Below are 18,200 nucleotides of genomic sequence, written 5' to 3'. Positions count from 1 at the left end.
GTTAACTTACAATTTCTTCCTTTTTAAACCAAAGCGCAATTTCCCTTTCCGCTTCCTGCGGTGTGCCCGATGCGTGCACAGCGTTTTGCATAACGCCGTTTTTAAAGCAGCCAAACTGGCCCCTGATTGTCCATGGGTCGGCCTTGTCGGGGTTGGTGTTGCCTATCATTTCGCGCACTTTGGCCACGGCATTTTCACCCTCGTATACAAAAGCGTACACACGGTGGTTGGTAATATTGTTAAAATCACCCATCATAAATTTGACTACGTTATCAACGTAGGGTGTGCCTGCCAGGTTGTCATAATGTTTTCTGGCAAGGTCGTCAGTGACTACTGCCACTTTGGCTGCGGCCATTTGCAGGCCGAGGGATTCTATACGGTCCAGTATAATACCGGTAAGCCTTTTTTGTATAGCGTCCGGTTTAATTAAAATTAATGTTCTTTCCATGATTTCATTATACATATATTTTGCTCTTGCTGCGGGTGTTTACCTTGTAAACTTTGACGTAAAGTTATAGCAGAGGGTGGCTAAGCGGCAACACAAAGCAATGTAAATATAATAATATTATTATATAGACAATTTTGGAGAATTATAAAAATGGCAAAAAGATTTACGGAAAGAGCGCAAAAAGCGGTACTCATAGCGCAGGAAGAAGCAAAAAGATTTAACCACGACTACGTCGGCACGGAACATATACTTTTGGGTTTGGTTTCTATAGAAGACAGCACGTCTTTTAAAGCGTTATCGCTGCTGGGCGTGGGATATAAACGCGTAAGAGCGGAAATAGAAAAACTGGTAGGCATAGGCGATACTATCATGCTTATGGGGGAAATACCGTTTACGCCGCGCGCTAAAAAAGTTTTGGAATATTCTTTAGAAGAATCCCAAATAACCGGGGCCGATTATGTGGGCACGGAGCACCTGTTGCTTGGCCTTATCCGTGAAGACGAGGGCGTGGCTGTGCGCATATTAGAAGCATTCGGTTTAAACGTAGAAGCTGTTAGAGAAACCGTTTTAGAAATTTCCAGCGCGTCAGGCGCCGCGGAAGCGGAAGAGCGTGACGAGCTTGAAGACACGTTTACCTCCCACGGTGTTGAATATCCGGCCAAAAAAAGCAAAAGTAAAACACCGCTTTTAGACGAATTTGCCCGTGACCTTACCGCCCAGGCCGCCAAAGGCGAGCTGGACCCCGTTATAGGCCGTGAAGAAGAAGTGGAAAGAATAATACAAATTTTAGCCCGCCGCACCAAAAACAACCCTGTTTTAGTAGGCGAACCGGGCGTAGGCAAAACCGCTATAGTGGAGGGTCTGGCCCAAAGAATAGCCGACGGCGAAATTGACGATGTTTTAAACGGCAAAAGAATACTCAGCCTGGACTTAGCGGGCCTTGTGGCGGGGACAAAGTATCGCGGAGAGTTTGAACAGCGCCTTAAAAACCTTATAGCAGAGCTTGAAAAAAACCGCGAAAATATTATTTTTATTGACGAGCTGCACACCATTATAGGCGCCGGCGCGGCGGAGGGGTCTATAGACGCTTCCAACATGCTTAAACCCGCCCTTGCCAGAGGCACGGTGCAGTGCATAGGCGCAACGACTTTTGACGAGTTTAGGCGTAATATTGAGGCCGACGCCGCGCTTGAACGCCGCTTTCAGCCCGTAGTGGTTGACCCGCCAAGTGTGGACGAAACAATTGAAATTTTAAAAGGTTTAAGGGGCGGCTATGAAGCGCACCATAAAGTTACTTTTACCGACGACGCGGTAGAAGCCGCGGCCGAAATATCGGACCGTTATATATCAGACCGCAGCTTACCGGACAAAGCCATTGACCTTTTTGACGAAGCGGGCGCGAGGGCGAGAATAAAAAACTCCGTCACTCCTAAAGAACTTAAGCTTAAGCAAAAAGAGTATGACGCTTCTATCAAAGAAAAAGAAGAAGCCATAGAAAAGAAAGATTTTGAGACAGCCGCCCGCGCTAAAGAAACGCAGGAGCGCCTTAGAAAATATATTGAACACCTTAAAGAAAAGTGGGATAAAGAAAAAGAAACCCAACGCCCGGAAGTAACGGCCGAGGACATCGCGCTGGTAGCGTCCAAATGGACGGGCATACCCGTAACGCGCCTTACACAAAGCGAGACCGACAAAATATTGCATATGGAAGAGTCTATGCACGAAAGCATTGTCGGCCAAGACGAGGCCGTGCGCGTAGTATCGCAGGCTATCAGACGTTCCCGCACTGGCCTGGGCAACCCCAAAAAGCCTATAGGCGGCTTCTTATTCTTAGGCCCTACCGGCGTAGGCAAGACGGAGCTTGCCAAAACTTTAGCATCTTTTATGTTTGGTGATGAAGACGCTATGGTGCGTATAGACATGTCTGAATATATGGAAAAATTTGCAGTGTCACGCCTTATAGGCGCGCCCCCGGGCTATGTGGGCTTTGAAGAGGGCGGGCAGCTGACGGAAGCCGTGCGCCGCCGCCCCTACAGCGTTATAGTGTTGGACGAAATTGAAAAGGCGCACCCGGATATTTTTAACATTTTACTGCAAGTGCTTGACGAGGGTACTTTGACGGATTCTTTAGGGCATAAAGTTAGCTTTAAAAACTCTGTAATTATAATGACCTCTAACGTAGGCGCCAGAGAAATTACCAATAAAGGCGGCGGGCTTGGTTTTGCCCCGCAAAATAACGAAGCGCAAGAGCATGACAAAATGAAACAAAACGTCATGGAAGAGGTTAAAAAAGTTTTCAATCCTGAATTTGTTAACAGAATAGACGAGATTGTTGTGTTCCACTCCTTAAATAAAGAACATTTGAGCGAGATTTTGGACATCAACCTCAAAAAAGTAACTGAGAAATTGCAGGAGAGAGATTTGCATATACTTTTATCTGACAGCGCCAGAAACTTTCTTATAGAGCGCGGGTTTGACCCTAAATACGGCGCCCGCCCGCTGTTGCGCGCCTTACAGCGTGACCTGGAAGACCCATTGGCCGAGGATATTTTGAAAAAGGGCTACCCCAACTGCTCCACAATTATGGCGGATTATGATGAAGCGGAAGCTAAACTTACATTTAAACAATGCGCCGTGCCCGAGAAAGCGGAAGCGGTAAAATAACTGTTGTTAATCTCCCTTTTGTAAAGGGAGAAAAGGACGTGTATCCAGAACCGGAACAATATCCCCTAAGAGGGAGAAGAAAAATATAGACCTGTAAAATAAGATAATTGACAAAATTAAAAAAACAATGTTATAATAGAACAAAAGATAGAACGCATTACAATGTTTCAGTTTTGATTTGTGTAATAATTGCAAAGAGCGAGGTATAAAATGGACGCGAATAAAGCAAAAGCACTTGAACTGGCTATGAGCCAGATTGAAAAAAGTTTTGGTAAAGAAGCAATTTTAAAATTAGGCGCCGGCAGTATTAAAAAAATTGACGCTATTTCCACAGGCGCACTGTCACTTGACCTCGCGCTTGGCGTAGGCGGCGTGCCCAGAGGGCGTGTAATAGAAATTTACGGGCCTGAAGCCGGCGGTAAAACTACACTCAGCTTACACATAGCGGCGCAGGCGCAAAAAGCCGGCGGCGTAGTCGCCTTTATAGACGCGGAACACGCGCTTGACCCTGTGTACGCCAACAGCATAGGCGTAGATGTGGACGAGCTTTTTGTATCGCAGCCTGACAGCGGCGAACAAGCCCTTGAAATTGCAGAAAAATTAGTACGCAGCGGCGCTGTTGATTTAATTATTATAGACTCCGTAGCCGCGCTTGTGCCCAGGGCGGAAATTGAGGGCGAAATGGGCGACGCGCATGTAGGTTTGCAGGCCCGCTTAATGTCGCAGGCTCTTAGAAAATTAACCAGCCTTTTAGCTAAAACCAAAACCAGCATTATCTTTATTAACCAGATAAGGCAGAAAATAGGCATAATGTTTGGCAACCCGGAGACAACGCCGGGCGGTTTGGCCTTAAAGTTTTATTCATCTGTACGTATTGACGTAAGAAAAATTGAAAACCTTAAAAAAGGCGACGAAATTATAGGTACCCGCGTACGCGCCAAAGTAACCAAAAACAAAGTTGCCCCGCCTTACAGACAGGCCGAGTTTACTATGTTACACGGCGAGGGTATTTCAAAGGAAGGCTGCATAATTGATATGGGCGTACAGGCCGGTATTATAGAGAAAAGCGGCAGTTGGTTCCTCTACGGCACGGAAAAGCTGGGCCAGGGAGCCGATAACGCCCGCCAGTACCTTAAAGATAATGTGGAACTTTCTTTAGAAATAGAAAATAAACTTAAAGAAAAGTACCTTGGCCACCACTTTGAAGGTAAAAAGAGTGAAGAAGCCAAAGAAGACGTTGCCCCTATAGTAAAAAAAGGTAAAGGCAATAAATAAATTTGTTACGGCAGCACGGTAGCAACCTCAAGATATTAGTTAACCCCCCGGCAAGAAATTGCCGGGGGGTTGTTTAAGGATCATCCGATTTCTACATTAAATAATTGTTTAATAGGTGCCTTCTTCATGCCTGTAACCGTTGGCAACAAGTTGTTTGCATATTGCTACGCCAGCAGGGTCCTCATAATCATAACAGGCGTTGTCTATTTCACCGGAAGAAGAAATTAAACTTACTAATACATATTTATCCCCAGCGCGAAGCGCCCAGCTTTCGCACCCTGTAGCGAAACAACCCATTTGGTATTTAAAATTTTTAGTTACATAATAACCTTCGCTGTCCCAAGAGCCGCCGGTAAGCTCTATATCTACGGCGTTAGCAAAGTCTTGGTCTAGCAATTGGGGGTTAGGAAACCCATGGGCCATTACATACATTTGCGAGTTGTCGCGAATTGTCTTTAGGTTTGATAACGCCTCGGTAACTCTGCTTTTTTCTACGGCTTTTGTGTATTGAGGTAGTGCAATCGCGGCTAAAATACCAATTATTAATACAACTACCAAAAGTTCTATTAAAGTAAACCCTTTTTTCATGTTTTTTCTCCTAAAATGATTATAGAATATAATTGTACAAAAAGTTATGTGTATTTGTAAGAGGAGTCTGTAGATAGTTTAACTAAACTCACAAGGATTATTGAAGATTTGCCCCCCTGGTTTAATCAGAGGGGGTGTTTTTATTGTATTGAATATTTTTCTTTATAATAGTTTAGCGCTTCTATCATGCGCATGTTATCTTTTGTATTTATGCGCAACTCAAGCTTGCCAGGTTGGGCATAATCTTTTAAAAACAAAAATACTACACCAATAAAAAAAGTGATACTTGCGGCAGACGGGGGTGGGTTATTGTTCCATTGTGGGGAGGAGAAAAAGTAAATAAAAATAAAAGCAGCGCATATAATTATTAACAGAACTGCTAAGAGAACAGCAATATTTTTTCGCTTCTTTGTAATACGCTGATGGGCTTGGAGTGTTAATCTTACACTGAGATTAAGATTAGTTTTTGTTGAAAAAGAAGGTTTTAATAACTGGTTTTTTAATGATTGATCAGTAGAGTATTGCGCATCTAGATCTATTGCTTCTATATCGCTCCATTGGTATTTCCTATTCCAAAATATTAAATGTGAAGGGGAAACCCCAATAAACGTTTTTAGTAAAGCCATTTTTAAAAGGAAGAACGTTATAATCAGCAGTACGCCGCCTATGCCGATACGAAACATTAAAAGTTCTGAGGAAGACGTGTCTTTTGGGGTTACAAATAAAACAAGAATTAAAAGCGGTAAGAGAATAAAAGCTAACAAAAGCATAGTGCGTCTTTCTGAAGAAGGTTTATATATCGCCATGTTTTCCAGCTCAAACGCTTTTTTATCCTCGGTATTTAAATGTTGGTAGACGGCTGACTTTTTGACGTTTTCGGCCTCTTTATTTGTGCGGGAGGATGAAAACGCTGCAGAGATTATGAGGAAAAACGGAACCCCAATAAAAATACCAAAAACTATTATTCCCACCTGCGCCTCCCCGGACGTCTGGGTGGCTAGGATAAGAAATAACAAAATAATGCCCGGTATAATAAAATATTTTTTCATGCCTTCTCCAACAGATTATTTAAAAAATTATATTAAATAATTTGCTTACCGAGAGACTTTTTAGAACAATGGATAAAAAACCTCCCTGATTTTCAGGGAGGTTTTTTTATTTAGATCTTCTTTGGCCGCGGTTTTTTATTTTCATTTTCATGAGTGACGCTTTTAACTCTATTTCCGCCAGTTCAAAGTCTATGTCCGCGTCGTGCGAAGAGAGAGACTGCTTTGTTTTGGCTATCTTCTGCCTTTCAGCTTCTTCGTCCACTTCGCCCGCCAGCGCGGCGTCTTCTGCCAGTACTGAAATATTGTCTTTAAATACCTCGGCAAAGCCGCCCATTACGGCAAACTCTTCCTGCTGGTCGCCGTTTTTATAGCGCAAAATACCGTGTTGTAAGAGCACCACGGCCTTTTCATGGCCCGGCAAAACACCCATTTCACCCTCATAAGCGGGGAACGCTACAAAGTCCACTTCTTTATCTTGGACTATTGGGCGCTCCGGTGTGAGTATTGTTAGTTTAAGTTTCTTCATGTAATGCTCCGCTTTAAACTATATTCCAAATTTTGGTATATAAGCTTAAGCAAAAAGTTGCTTTGCAAAATTAAATCCCTACCCCATCCGGGGTACTCCCTTTACGAAAGGGAGAAAAGGGGTGTACCTTCAAATATAGAACAACTTTTGCCCTTAGGACTTAGCTAGTTGCCCTCGGCCTTGGAGGATTTTTCATGGTTGGCAAGCACGTCTTCTATACCGCCGCACATAAAGAAAGAACCCTCTGAAATATGGTCATATTCGCCGTTAATTAAACCTTTAAAAGCTTTAATTGTGTCCGCCAGTTTAACGTATTTGCCTTTGCGGCCGGTAAACTTTTCACCCACGGAGAACGGCTGGGAAAGGAACCTTTGTATTCTTCTGGCCCTGGCAACAACTTTTTTATCTTCGTCGCCAAGTTCGTCTATGCCTAAAATGGCTATGATGTCCTGTAATTCTTTATACTTCTGTAAAATTTTACGCACGCCCTGGGCAACCTGGTAGTGCTCGTCGCCAATTACTCTGGGGTCTAAAATTCTGGAGGTGGACTCCAAGGGGTCCACAGCCGGGTAAATGCCAAGCTCCACAAGGCTGCGGGAAAGCACTGTCGTCGCGTCCAAGTGGGTAAATGTGGCGGCTACACCGGGGTCCGTCATGTCGTCAGCGGGCACATAAACGGCCTGAATTGACGTAATAGAACCTTTGTTAGTTGATGTAATACGTTCCTGCAAAGCGCCTATTTCAGTGTTAAGTGTAGGCTGGTAACCTACGGCTGAAGGCATACGGCCCAACAGCGCGGACACCTCTGAGTTGGCAAGCACGTAGCGGAAAATATTGTCTAAAAATAACAGCACGTCTTGGCCTTTTACGTCTCTAAAGTACTCGGCCTGTGTGAGCGCTGTTAAAGCTACTTTAGCGCGCGCGCCCGGCGGTTCGTTCATTTGGCCAAATACAAGCACTGTTTTATCTAAAACGGTAGAGCCGTCGGCAAGTTCGGCCCCTTTCATGTCTAACCACAGGTCATTACCCTCGCGGCTTCTTTCGCCTACGCCGCCAAATACGGAGCTGCCGCTGTGTTCACGCGCCACGTTGTTAATAAGTTCCATAATAAGAACCGTTTTGCCTACGCCGGCGCCGCCAAATAAACCTACCTTGCCGCCCTTCATGTAAGGGGCTAAGAGGTCAACTACTTTAATGCCTGTTTCAAAAATTTCAGGGGTTGTTTTCTGTTCTTCTAAGGTTGGCGGTTCGCGGTGTATGGGCATGTTGGCCTGGCCTTTAACAGGTTCACCGTGGTCTATAGGCGCGCCTAAAACGTTAAGCAGCCTGCCTAAGCACGCTTCACCCACAGGTACCGTAAGCGGGGCGCCTGTATCAGTGGCGCTTGCGCCTCTGGCAAGGCCGTCTGTTGGCGATAAAGCCACCGTACGCACCATATTGTCGCCCAGCTGCTGGGCAACTTCGGCCACAATTTTTGACTCGCCTAACGCTATTTCTACGGCGTTATTAATTTTGGGTAATTTGCCCTCTGCAAATTCTATGTCTATAACAGGCCCGATGACCTGTGTTACTATACCTGTACTCATTGTAAACTCCTTAGTATATACTGCTTCAAATCTCTTTTGCGCTTCGCGTCCCGGCTGCTGCGCTCCCTGCGTTCGCTTGGGTTTCATCAGCGGTATAAATTTTCTTCGGATTTTGGCAGATTTTCTATTTTTTGCTCCTCACCGTAGCTACGCTACTTGAATATCGTCGCAATAAAATAGAAAATCTACTCAAACTCCTATGAAAATTTTCTTTAGCAAAAGCACTTTATAAAAGCATGAAAAACTTTTATTTAATTATTAAGCGCTTCCACCGCGCCTACAATTTCCGTAATTTCGTTGGTAATTGAGGCTTGGCGCACTTTGTTAAGTTTTATGCTTAGCGAATCAGCAATCTCCCCGGCGTTTTTGCTGGCGGCGTCCATGGCGTTCATACGCGCGGCAAGCTCGGCCGCTTGTGATTCAAGCAAAATTCTGTAAAAACTGGCTTTTATATGGCGTACCAGCAAATCACGGAAAATCTTTTCTTTGCCCGGTTCATATAAAAAGTCTTCTTCCTGCTCGCCCTCTACGGTATTGCCCTGGGCGATTTCAAAGTTAAAAGGTAAAACACGCTGTTTTACTAAATTCTGGCTGCCCATAGACTTAAAATCGTTATAAATAAGGCAAACCTGCGCCAAGTTAAGGTTTATAAAGTTTTCCATAACAGACTTGCCCAGCATGTCTGCGTGCACGTAACCCGCTTTGGGGAATATGCCCACGGCTTCGTACACAATTTCCACATTAGGCATTTTTAGGCGGGATATAAAATCACGCCCTTTTTTGCCTATGACAAACATTTTTATTTGTTTATTGGGGTGCTCTTTAATAAACGCCAGCGCGGCGCGCAATAGTAACGCGTTAAAAGCGCCGCAAAGGCCTTTATCGGCCGTTATAAGTATTAAGCCTATTGCCCTCTGGTCATCTTCCGCCGGTGTGCCGAAAAATCTTTTTATCTCGGCAAAGTGGGGGTTGCTGTCATTTAAAATATCTTTCTTTAAATCGTCAATAACGCCTTCAAGCGTGAGTGAAAACGGCCTGGCGTCGTTCATGGAATTTTGCGCCCTTTTTATACGCGCGGAAGAGATCATCTTCATCGTCAGCATTATCTGCTGGGTGGACTTGATGCTCTTAATGTTTTGTCTAATATCTCGCAAGCTTTCCATGTTAATTGCCTTGTAAAACTATTTTTTTATGCCGTTTCTTTTGTTAAGCACTTCAACGTATTCCGCTATACCCTGCTCAAGCGTATAGTCCGGCGTGTAACCCAGCTTTTCTTTGGCTAAAGTTAAATCGGCCTCTGTTTTAAGCTGGAAGAACGGGTACGGGTTGTCAATATATTCGGGGTCTAACTGTATCCCCATGTTTTTGTTTAAATTTGTAACAACGTCATTATACGTGCGGGGTATGCCGGTGGCCGCGTTAAACACGCCGCTTTCTTTAGCGGTAAGGGCGCACATATTAATTTTAACGATGTCTTTGATGTAGACAAAGTCTCTCATCTGCTCACCCATTTTAAAAATTTTGGGGCGTTTGCCTTCTTTCATCTGGTTATAAAGCTGGTACATCATACTGGCGGTGTGGCCTTTGTAATATTCGCCGGGGCCGTACACGTTAAAATAGCGCAGGCCTATTATTACCATATCCTGGTGGTCTTCGGCAAACTCTCTTGCCACGTTATCCATAATAGCTTTGGAAAAACCGTAAACGTTTTCCGGCATGGGCACTTGAGTTTCGCTCATGGGGCACGGGTTTTGGCCGTATGTGCCGGCGGAAGAGGCGTAAACAACTCTTTTTATCTCATTGGCGGCGGCAAAGTGGAGAACATTTTTAAAAGCTTCTACGTTTTGTTCCATCATCTTTTTCTGGTCATGAATGGTGGTGTCCGTAATAGCGGCTTCGTGGAAAATGGCGTCAAAGTAAACGTCTTCGGGCATAAATTTAAACACGTCCGCCGCTATAACGTCTCCTTTAAAACCAAGCAGGTTTTTAAAGTTGCCTGAAGAAAAATCGTCAATAACGGTAACTTCGTGGCCCTGGTTTTGTAATTCAAAGGCAATGCTGCTGCCTATGAAACCGGCGCCGCCTGTTACTAAATATCTTTTCTTTTCCATATATTCTCCTGTAAAACCGTTATTTTATTTTTTTGGCGCGGCGGGCGTATCTTGCGTTAAGGAAGCTTTAAACGTTTCCCCAAACGCGGCCAGCGCGCTTTTTAATTTTTCTTTTAAATCATCTGACATTTCTTTAGCGGATTCTAAAGCGGCAAAGGTGTCTTTGGCTTCAGACTTGAAGTACGACACAACCTGCGACTCATAGTTTTTAACTTCTGATACCGGGATAACATCCAAATAACCGTTTGTACCCGCGAAAAGTACCAGCACCTGCTCCGCCACTGACATAGGTTTGTATTGGTCTTGTTTAAAAAGCTCGTTAAGTCTTTGGCCGCGGTTAATTTGCTGTTGTGATTCTTTGTCCAACTCGCTGCCAAACTGGGCGAATGCTTCCAACTCATGGAACTGTGACATGTCAATGCGCAACGTACCTGCCACGGCTCTCATAATCTTTTCCTGCGCGGAACCGCCCACACGGGAAACTGACAGGCCTACGTTAACCGCCGGCTTCATACCGCTGTGGAACAGGCCGCTTTCTAAGTAAATCTGACCGTCTGTAATAGAAATTACGTTTGTGGGAATATAGGCCGACATATCGTTAGCCTGCGTTTCAATAATAGGCAACGCCGTTAAAGAGCCCGCGCCGTTAGCGTCAGACAATTTGCAAGCGCGTTCCAAAAGCCTTGAGTGCAAGTAAAACACGTCGCCGGGGTAAGCCTCGCGGCCCGGGGGGCGTCTTAAAAGCAATGACATTTGCCTGTAGGCTTGGGCGTGTTTTGATAAATCGTCATATATAATAAGTACGTCTCTGCCTTTCCACATAAATTCTTCGGCCATGGCGCAGCCGGCGTAAGGGGCTATGTATAACATTGAGGCCGGGTCAGACGCGCCGGCGGATACTACTATGGTGTATTCCAGAGCGCCAAATTCTGTTAATGTTTGCACAACCTGGGCCACGGTGCTCTGCTTTTGGCCTATGGCTACGTAAACGCAAAGAGTGCGTTTGTCAGCCGGCTGGTTGCGCTGGTTTAAAATAGCGTCAATGGCTATAGCTGTTTTACCTGTCTGGCGGTCGCCAATAATAAGTTCGCGCTGGCCTTTGCCTATAGGTACAAGTGAGTCTATGGCCTTTAAGCCTGTTTGTAAAGGTTGTTTAACCGGGGCGCGTTCAATAACGCCCGGCGCGACTACTTCAAGCGGTCTAGTAGAGGTTGTATTGATAGGACCTTTGCCGTCAATGGGGTTGCCCAACGGGTCAACCACGCGGCCAAGCAGAGCTTCTCCAACGGGCACGTTGATAACCTGGCCTGTTCTTTTTACCGTGTCGCCCTCTTGTATTAAAGAGTCGTCGCCCATAAGCACGCAGCCTATATTGTCATATTCCAAGTTTTGCGCAAGGCCTTTTACCCCGCCCGGAAATTCAAGAAGTTCGCCGGCTACTGCGTTTTTAAGACCGTAAATCTGCGCGATGCCGTCGCCTACCTGAAGTACGGTACCAGTCTCGTTAAGATCAGCCTGCGGAGCGAAGTTTTCTATCTTGCTCTTTATAATGCTGGTGATTTCCTCTGCTTTTAAAGACATATTAAACCTCTAATAACTGTTGTAGTTTTTCTAAATTATGTTTGATGCTGCCGTCTATAACCACGCCGGCGGCCGCTATTTTAACGCCGCCTATAAGGCTGGCGTCTTGCACAAAACTGGCTATAATATTTTTAACTTTAAAGAATTTCTTTAAAGTTGTTTCAATATTTTTTTTCTCAGCTTCGGCCGGGATATGGGCGCAGGAAACGGTGGCTCTTACCGTGGACGTTTCTTTATCCATAATATCTTGCACATTTTCTATTATAGCGTCCAGCAGCGGCAGCTTTTTGTTTTTTATAAGTAAGGTAATAAGGTTTCTTACTATTTCTTTGTTACCTTTAAAAATGTCCTGCGCGGCGGCAATTAACTTGCTTTTTGACACGGCAGGATTAAAAAATACGGGCGCGTTTTGTAACGCGGCGCCGACAGAGCGTAACTCGTCAAGTAACGCGGGATAGTCCCCCGCGGGTACCAGTGCGGTAACGGCCGTAGCGTAGCGTTTGGCTAAAACTCTGTCTGTGTTTTTCATATTATTACGCCTTAAAGTCTTTTTTAGACTCAATATCCGTTAAGATGTTTTTAAGCAAATCAGCGTCCGCCTTAGCGTCCATCTTAACGCCTGCAACTTTCTCGGCGGCTAAAAGGGAAATCTCGGCAATAGACTTTTTAACTTCTGCTAAAGCTTTGTCCTTTTCCGCCTCTATCTGCGCTTTGGCCTGGTCTACTAAAGAGGAAGAGGTTCTCTTGCCTTCTTCTATAATAGACTGTTTTTGCGATTCAGCCAGCGCGGTAACCTGTTGCATTTTAGCCTGTGCCTCAGACGCAATATTTTTGAGTCTTTGGTCAAGCTCGTCCTTTATTTTCTGGGCGTCATCGCGCGCTTTTAACGCCTGCGCTTTGTCTTCGGCTATTTTATTCTCGCGGTCCTCTAATGCTTTTATTAGAGGCTTCCACGCGAACTTGCCGAGTACAAACACAAGCAGAAAAAAGTTGACGATGGTCCATACTAAAAGACCGTAATCCGGGCTAAGCAACTTATCCATTGTTAAATCCTAATTATTTAATTGTTACTAAGAAGGATACGATTAAAGCAAAGAAACCGATACCTTCAATAAGAGCCGCGGCGATAATCATGCTGGTTCTGATATTGCCGGCAGCTTCGGGCTGTCTGGCTATGCCTTCAACTGCTGACGCGCCGATTTTACCAATACCTAAAGCAACACCAAAAGCCGCAATACCTGCGCCGATTGCCGCACCTAAATAAGCTATACTCATAACTTCCTCCATTAATGATGTGAAAACGCTTCACCCGCAAATATCGCGGTAAGCAGCGTAAACACATACGCTTGTATTAAAATAACTAAAATTTCTAAACAGTTAACAAACAGCGCCAAAAGCTCCGCCGGGATAATTGTGGCTATACCCACGGCCTTGCTCATAGCCGCCATAAGAAAAATTAAAAACAAAAAACATATTATCACTATATGCCCCGCTATCATGTTGGCAAATAGACGAATGGCGAGCGCGAACGCTTTAATAAACAGCCCCAGCACTTCCAGCGGGAAAAGCAACGGTACCAAAAACCCGGGAGTACCCCCCGGCACAAAGCTTTTAATATAGCCCCACAGGCCCTTTTCTTTAATACCCAAAAACACTATTAATAGGAAAGACGTTATAGCAAGCCCGCCGGTAACTGAAATAGAACCTGTAACCGTTCTCATCTGCGGAAGCATACCAATAGAGTTTGCTACTAATATAAAGATAAATAATGTGCAGAAGTACGGTGTATATTTCCTGCCCGCTTCGCCGCAGTTCTCAAGCACAATGCCGTCGCGGATAAAAACAACAAGCGCCTCAATACCAGTAAAAACAAGTCTGGGTTTGCGGTACTTAACAATTAAAGGAAGCAAAACGGCAAGCGCCAAGGTTATGCCAAACAGCGTAACCAAGTTGGTAGATAACGGTATTACCCCAAAAAGCGATGTGCCCCAGTGGTGGTCTATAATATGATGGCTAATAGCTTCTTCAATCATTTTTTACTATCCTTCTGTATAGCGGCCTTTATTACAAAATACATCCCCGCCGCAAAACCTAATACTAAAAAAATTATTGTTAGTACCGGAGTAAATTCAAACTTTTTGTCCAGCCAGTAACCCGCCGCGCCAAATAGGCATGTGGTAAGGGTTAATTGTATACCCAGCTGGGTGCTTACTAAAAAATCTTGTTTGTTCATTTTTCAAAAACTTACTGCTCGGTAGAATTATTGTACCAAATTTACACAACTTTTTACAAAAAATATCTTTAGAGAATTAAAAAATTTTTTGCGTGAAAAAGAATGCTACTTTTCTAAAAAATTTCCGCCGCCAGTAAAACTGACCTACTTATATTTATTGTAGGAAACAATTTCCTGCGTGTTTTTGCGCGGTCTTGGCTCCGGTTTTTCAGCGGGATAACCCAGCGCTATTAACAATTCCACCTTTTTTCCGCTGGGCAAATTTAAAAATTTAGCGGCTTTTTTGCTGTCAAACCAGCCTATAAAACATGTGCCTAAACCCAGCGCATCCGCCTGCAAAGCGATGTTCTCGCCGGCGAGGCCTTGGTCTATAAGGTAAAGTTCTGTACGCAGTACCATGTTGCCAACGCGGCTTGTAAAATTGCCTTTGTCTGAAATTACGGCGATAATTACCGGCGCGGCGGCGGCGAACATGGTGTTTTTATATAGCCCGGTAAAAACGGTATTGCAAAAATTGTTTTTTATTTCTTCGTCGTTAAAAACTACAAAATGCCAGGGTTGTGAGTTGCACGCGCTGGGCGCTAAGCGGGCCGCCTCAAGTACGGCTTCCAGCTTTTCCTGTTCAACGGGTTTGGGTTCGTATTTGCGTATGCTGCGCCTGTTAAGTATGGGCTCTAAAATTTGCATAAATTACCTCTTACTTAATTATAGTTTTTTATTATGGGGTTGCATAGAATAGGTTTTTTGTTTTTTCCGCTTTTAGCGTTGGGAAAGTTTCGCGCTTTGAGCGCGACTTCCTTTTTTTATCGTAAAAAAGGAAGCAAAAATCTCGCCCCGCCGTGGTCGAGTAAGGTGTTTTAAGGGTTTTTGAATAACTCGTAAAAAATTTTGCTGTAGTACGGCAACCTTATAAATTTTTTACTCAGACAGAATTCAAAAAATGCCCTTAAAAACTTTATATATTGCCTCTCCTTGATTGCGGGGCAGGTCAAAGGCACTTATATGTTAAAGGAAAGATACGGCACTTATTTATTTCAGTGGGCCCTTTCGCTTTGCTTAGGGGGACGGCAAACGGCACTAATTTTATTTCAAGGGCCCTTTCGCTTCGCTTAGGGAACGGAAACGGCACTTGTTTTATTTCCTCTCCCTCTTAGGGGAGAGGACGTGAGCGTAGCGAGCAGGTGAGGGTGATGTACACAAATATGCTGTTGTTATAAAATAAAGTGCTTTAGTTTAAACCTTACGGCAGAATGTTTGTGTACAATACCCTCACCCCGCCCTCTACAGCTTGATATCTGCATGCTACGCTATCCCCAAAGAGGGAGAGGGAAAAGATTATTTAGCAAGACTTTTGCAGATTTTTTTGAAGTATTTGCCGCGGTCTTCAAAATTTTTAAACTGGTCAAATGACGCGCATGCGGGGGAGAGCAGCAATACGTCGCCTTTTTTGCCGTGTTTAAAAGCGTATTCTACGGCGGTGTCTAAAACTTTGCAGCTTTTTATGTTTTTAAACTCTTTGAGGTCGCGCGATATAAGCGGCGCGGCGGCGCCTATGGTAAGAACTTGTTTGCACTGTTTTTCTATAAACGGCAAAAGCGGGGTGTAGGGCATTTGTTTATCCTGCCCGCCAAGTATAAGAAAAATATTTTTATCCCCCTCCAGCGCTTTAAGCGCTATCATGGTGGATTCCACATTTGTCGCTTTAGAATCATTTATACATTTAATGCCTTTTGCCGTATAAAAATGTTCAATACGGTGCTCCACGGACTTAAAAGAGTTAAAAGCTTTCTGCACGGAAAGCTCGCTCACGCCCATGCCAAGCGCCATTAAACTGGCGGCCATGGCGTTTTCTATATTATGTATACCTATTAATTTGGGTGGACGCAGGTGGACGCCGGAACTGAAAATAATTTCATCTCCGTCGTAAAAAACATGCGCGCGCACTTTATGCAGCGGCGTTGTGGCAAAACAAAACAGTTTGGATTTTATATTTTTAACTGACTTAAGACAGTTCTCATCTGAGCCGTTGGTAACGGCGATATCATTTTCATCCTGAAAGTCAAAAATTTTCTTTTTGGCTTTTACGTACGTGTCAAAACTGCCGTGGTGGTCTATATGGTCTGGCGTGGCGTTAAGCATAGCGGCGGCGTTGGGTTTAAAATAGGTGCTGTCTTCTAACTGGTAGCTGGATACCTCTATTACTATATAATCGCCGGGCGTTACTTTTAGCGCGTAATTAGCCAGCGGGTCGCCAATGTTGCCCACGGTATAAACACGCTGCGTGTTTTTTGTATCTTTGCAATGCTGTTTTAAAATAGCGGCTGTAAGCATGGTTGTGGTTGTCTTGCCGTTGGTGCCTGTTATGGTAAAAACTTTTACATTTTTGGGCAGGAAAGACATGGAAACTTCCAGCTCGCTAAATACGGGGATTTTTAGTTTTTTTGCTTTCTTTAATACGGGGGTAGAGTGGGGGATGCCGGGGCTTTTGACTATAAAAGCACAGTCATAAATTTTATCCGTATGGCCGCCGTGTTCAACTGTTATGTTTTTACCCAAGTTTATTTTTTTGCCGCCTAAATCACGCGCGTCGCTTACTAAAACTTTAAAGTTTTTTGCCGCCAATAATTTTGCCGCCGCCGCGCCTGTTTTGCCAAACCCAAGCACGCAGGCTTTTTTACCCTTAAAATTACTTGCCTTGAACATAGCCAAGCTCCTTTAAAGTATTAATAATATGTTCATGGTCTGAAAAATGTATTTTGCCCGTGGGCAGTATTTGGTAGTCCTCATGCCCTTTGCCTGCTACTAAAAGGATGTCATTTTCTTTACACATGCGTACGCCAAGCGCAATTGCTTCGGCACGGTCCGGTACTATTTGGTAATTGGTGTAGCCCTCCATGCCTTTTAATATATCGTCGAAAATTTGCGCTTCTGGCTCTGTGCGGGGGTTATCGTTAGTTAAAAAAACGTGTGAGCTGTTTTGCACGGCGGCCAGGCCCATGAGAGGGCGTTTTGTGCGGTCTCTGTCGCCGCCGCAGCCAAATACGGTTATGATATTGCCGTGCTTGTAAGGGTTAAGCGTTTCATAGGCTTTCAGCAATGCTTCGGTAGTGTAGGCGAAGTCGACAAAAGTATAAAACGGCTGGCCGCAGTCTACGCGTTCCATTCTGCCGGGCACGCCTTTTAATTTTGGCAGGCCTTGCAGTATTGTTGTTAAATCAACGCCGTAGGCTTCGGCCGCTTTTATAGCGAGGATAGCGTTATATAAATTATGGCTGCCAAGCAGGTTTATGTGCGCGGGCTGGCCTTTATATTTAAAGTCTACCCCGTTAAGAGATTCTTTTACGGCGGAAACTTCTTTTAGGGTTACGGGTGTAATGTTAAGGTTATTTTTAAAAGTGTTTATTAAACGCTGTCCGTAGGAGTCATCTTCGTTAACAATAGCTATTTTTGTTTTTTTAGGGCCCTCGGCTAAGGATATGAAAAGTTTTTCTTTTGCTTTAAAATAGTTTTCAAATGTTTCGTGAAAGTCCAGGTGGTCGCGCTGTAAATTGGTAAAAATGCCGATGTCGTAATTAAGGCCGAACACACGTTTTAACTCAAGCGCGTGTGAAGAAACTTCCATAATAACAACCTTTGTGCCGGCGGCGCGCATTTTATCAAGCATAAAATAAAGGTATAGGGCGACGGGCGTTGTGTTGGGCGCTTTGGCAAAAACTTCGCCGTTAATACGGTAGTTTATGGTGCCTATTACAGAGCACGGCACACCGGCCGCGTTAAAAATACTTTCCAATAAATAGCTTATGCTGGTTTTACCCTTGGTGCCGGTTACCGCTATAAAAAACATATCGTTAGAGGGGTTATTGTAAAATTTAACAGCGGCTTTGGCCATGGCAAGGTCAATGTCGTCCACCTGAAAGTACGGTACGGGGTAAACCTTTCTGGCGGGCTCTGTGGAGACAATGGCTATAGCGCCCTTTTCTATAACTTCATCAATAAAATCATTGCCGTCGACTTTGGTACCTTTAATAGCAAAAAAGATGTCGCCGGGTACCACCAGTTTAGAGTTTTGTGTTATCTCGCCTACCTTGGCGTTACTGTCAATATCAAAAAAATCTTTTAGTATCATAGAAAATCTCGTA

At 44.3% G+C, this 18,200-nt stretch carries 18 protein-coding genes; 2 read left to right on the top strand and 16 right to left on the bottom strand.

Features of this window, described 5'->3' with window-relative positions:
- Position 1: 1 nt before the first annotated feature.
- The gene (locus AAIR98_RS01270; RefSeq protein WP_423970437.1) at positions 2-463 is read right to left on the bottom strand and encodes a nucleoside-diphosphate kinase; all 462 of its coding nucleotides are present in this window, start codon (positions 461-463) and stop codon (positions 2-4) included.
- Positions 464-598: 135 nt separating this feature from the next.
- Here AAIR98_RS01270 and AAIR98_RS01265 point away from each other — a divergent pair, with 135 nt between their 5' ends.
- Together AAIR98_RS01265 and recA are read left to right on the top strand one after the other, a co-directional pair.
- Positions 599-3,112 (top strand): ATP-dependent Clp protease ATP-binding subunit, encoded by a 2,514-nt coding sequence (locus AAIR98_RS01265; protein WP_423970436.1) that lies wholly within the window; start codon positions 599-601, stop codon positions 3,110-3,112.
- A 210-nt stretch (positions 3,113-3,322) separates the two neighbouring features.
- Positions 3,323-4,387, top strand: a complete 1,065-nt coding sequence (gene recA, locus AAIR98_RS01260; RefSeq protein ID WP_423970435.1) for a recombinase RecA — start codon at positions 3,323-3,325, stop codon at positions 4,385-4,387.
- Positions 4,388-4,495: 108 nt separating this feature from the next.
- On the opposite strand, the gene AAIR98_RS01255 is transcribed toward recA, so the two are convergent.
- From AAIR98_RS01255 to AAIR98_RS01185, 15 genes are all read right to left on the bottom strand, one after another.
- Positions 4,496-4,975: a type IV pilin protein gene (locus AAIR98_RS01255; protein WP_423970434.1), complete on the bottom strand. Its 480-nt coding sequence runs from the start codon at positions 4,973-4,975 to the stop codon at positions 4,496-4,498.
- A 140-nt stretch (positions 4,976-5,115) separates the two neighbouring features.
- A complete protein-coding gene (locus tag AAIR98_RS01250; protein WP_423970433.1) occupies positions 5,116-6,024 on the bottom strand; it encodes a hypothetical protein in 909 nt (302 codons plus the stop codon).
- A gap of 106 nt (positions 6,025-6,130) precedes the next feature.
- Positions 6,131-6,550, bottom strand: coding sequence for an ATP synthase F1 subunit epsilon (gene atpC / locus AAIR98_RS01245; protein WP_423970432.1), 420 nt, complete (start codon positions 6,548-6,550; stop codon positions 6,131-6,133).
- Between the two features lie 164 nt (positions 6,551-6,714).
- A complete protein-coding gene (gene atpD / locus AAIR98_RS01240) occupies positions 6,715-8,136 on the bottom strand; it encodes a F0F1 ATP synthase subunit beta (RefSeq protein ID WP_423970431.1) in 1,422 nt (473 codons plus the stop codon).
- A 251-nt stretch (positions 8,137-8,387) separates the two neighbouring features.
- Positions 8,388-9,299 carry an ATP synthase F1 subunit gamma gene (atpG, locus tag AAIR98_RS01235; protein WP_423970430.1) on the bottom strand — a complete coding sequence of 304 codons (912 nt, stop codon included), beginning with the start codon at positions 9,297-9,299 and terminating at the stop codon, positions 8,388-8,390.
- An 18-nt stretch (positions 9,300-9,317) separates the two neighbouring features.
- A complete protein-coding gene (rfaD, locus tag AAIR98_RS01230; RefSeq protein ID WP_423970429.1) occupies positions 9,318-10,247 on the bottom strand; it encodes an ADP-glyceromanno-heptose 6-epimerase in 930 nt (309 codons plus the stop codon).
- A gap of 24 nt (positions 10,248-10,271) precedes the next feature.
- Positions 10,272-11,828 carry a F0F1 ATP synthase subunit alpha gene (gene atpA / locus AAIR98_RS01225; RefSeq protein WP_423970428.1) on the bottom strand — a complete coding sequence of 519 codons (1,557 nt, stop codon included), beginning with the start codon at positions 11,826-11,828 and terminating at the stop codon, positions 10,272-10,274.
- A 1-nt stretch (position 11,829) separates the two neighbouring features.
- Positions 11,830-12,357, bottom strand: coding sequence for an ATP synthase F1 subunit delta (gene atpH, locus AAIR98_RS01220; RefSeq protein ID WP_423970427.1), 528 nt, complete (start codon positions 12,355-12,357; stop codon positions 11,830-11,832).
- Between the two features lie 4 nt (positions 12,358-12,361).
- Entirely contained in the window at positions 12,362-12,871 is a 510-nt protein-coding gene (atpF, locus tag AAIR98_RS01215) for a F0F1 ATP synthase subunit B (protein ID WP_423970426.1), read from the bottom strand.
- Between the two features lie 13 nt (positions 12,872-12,884).
- Positions 12,885-13,103, bottom strand: a complete 219-nt coding sequence (gene atpE, locus AAIR98_RS01210; RefSeq protein WP_423970425.1) for an ATP synthase F0 subunit C — start codon at positions 13,101-13,103, stop codon at positions 12,885-12,887.
- Positions 13,104-13,114: 11 nt separating this feature from the next.
- The gene (atpB, locus tag AAIR98_RS01205; RefSeq protein ID WP_423970424.1) at positions 13,115-13,861 is read right to left on the bottom strand and encodes a F0F1 ATP synthase subunit A; all 747 of its coding nucleotides are present in this window, start codon (positions 13,859-13,861) and stop codon (positions 13,115-13,117) included.
- A complete protein-coding gene (locus tag AAIR98_RS01200) occupies positions 13,858-14,061 on the bottom strand; it encodes an AtpZ/AtpI family protein (RefSeq protein WP_423970423.1) in 204 nt (67 codons plus the stop codon). Before AAIR98_RS01200 ends, atpB begins: the two co-directional genes overlap by 4 nt.
- Before the next feature lie 144 nt (positions 14,062-14,205).
- The gene (locus AAIR98_RS01195) at positions 14,206-14,748 is read right to left on the bottom strand and encodes a nitroreductase family protein (RefSeq protein ID WP_423970422.1); all 543 of its coding nucleotides are present in this window, start codon (positions 14,746-14,748) and stop codon (positions 14,206-14,208) included.
- Positions 14,749-15,396: 648 nt separating this feature from the next.
- Positions 15,397-16,764 carry a UDP-N-acetylmuramoyl-L-alanine--D-glutamate ligase gene (murD, locus tag AAIR98_RS01190; RefSeq protein WP_423970421.1) on the bottom strand — a complete coding sequence of 456 codons (1,368 nt, stop codon included), beginning with the start codon at positions 16,762-16,764 and terminating at the stop codon, positions 15,397-15,399.
- Entirely contained in the window at positions 16,748-18,187 is a 1,440-nt protein-coding gene (locus tag AAIR98_RS01185; protein ID WP_423970420.1) for a UDP-N-acetylmuramoyl-L-alanyl-D-glutamate--2,6-diaminopimelate ligase, read from the bottom strand. The genes murD and AAIR98_RS01185 overlap by 17 nt, the downstream gene beginning before the upstream one ends.
- Positions 18,188-18,200: the final 13 nt, after the last annotated feature.

The sequence above is a fragment of the Elusimicrobium simillimum genome (assembly GCF_049639735.1).
Classification (GTDB): Bacteria; Elusimicrobiota; Elusimicrobia; order Elusimicrobiales; family Elusimicrobiaceae; genus Elusimicrobium; species Elusimicrobium simillimum.
This window is presented reverse-complemented; position numbering and strand designations above follow the sequence as displayed.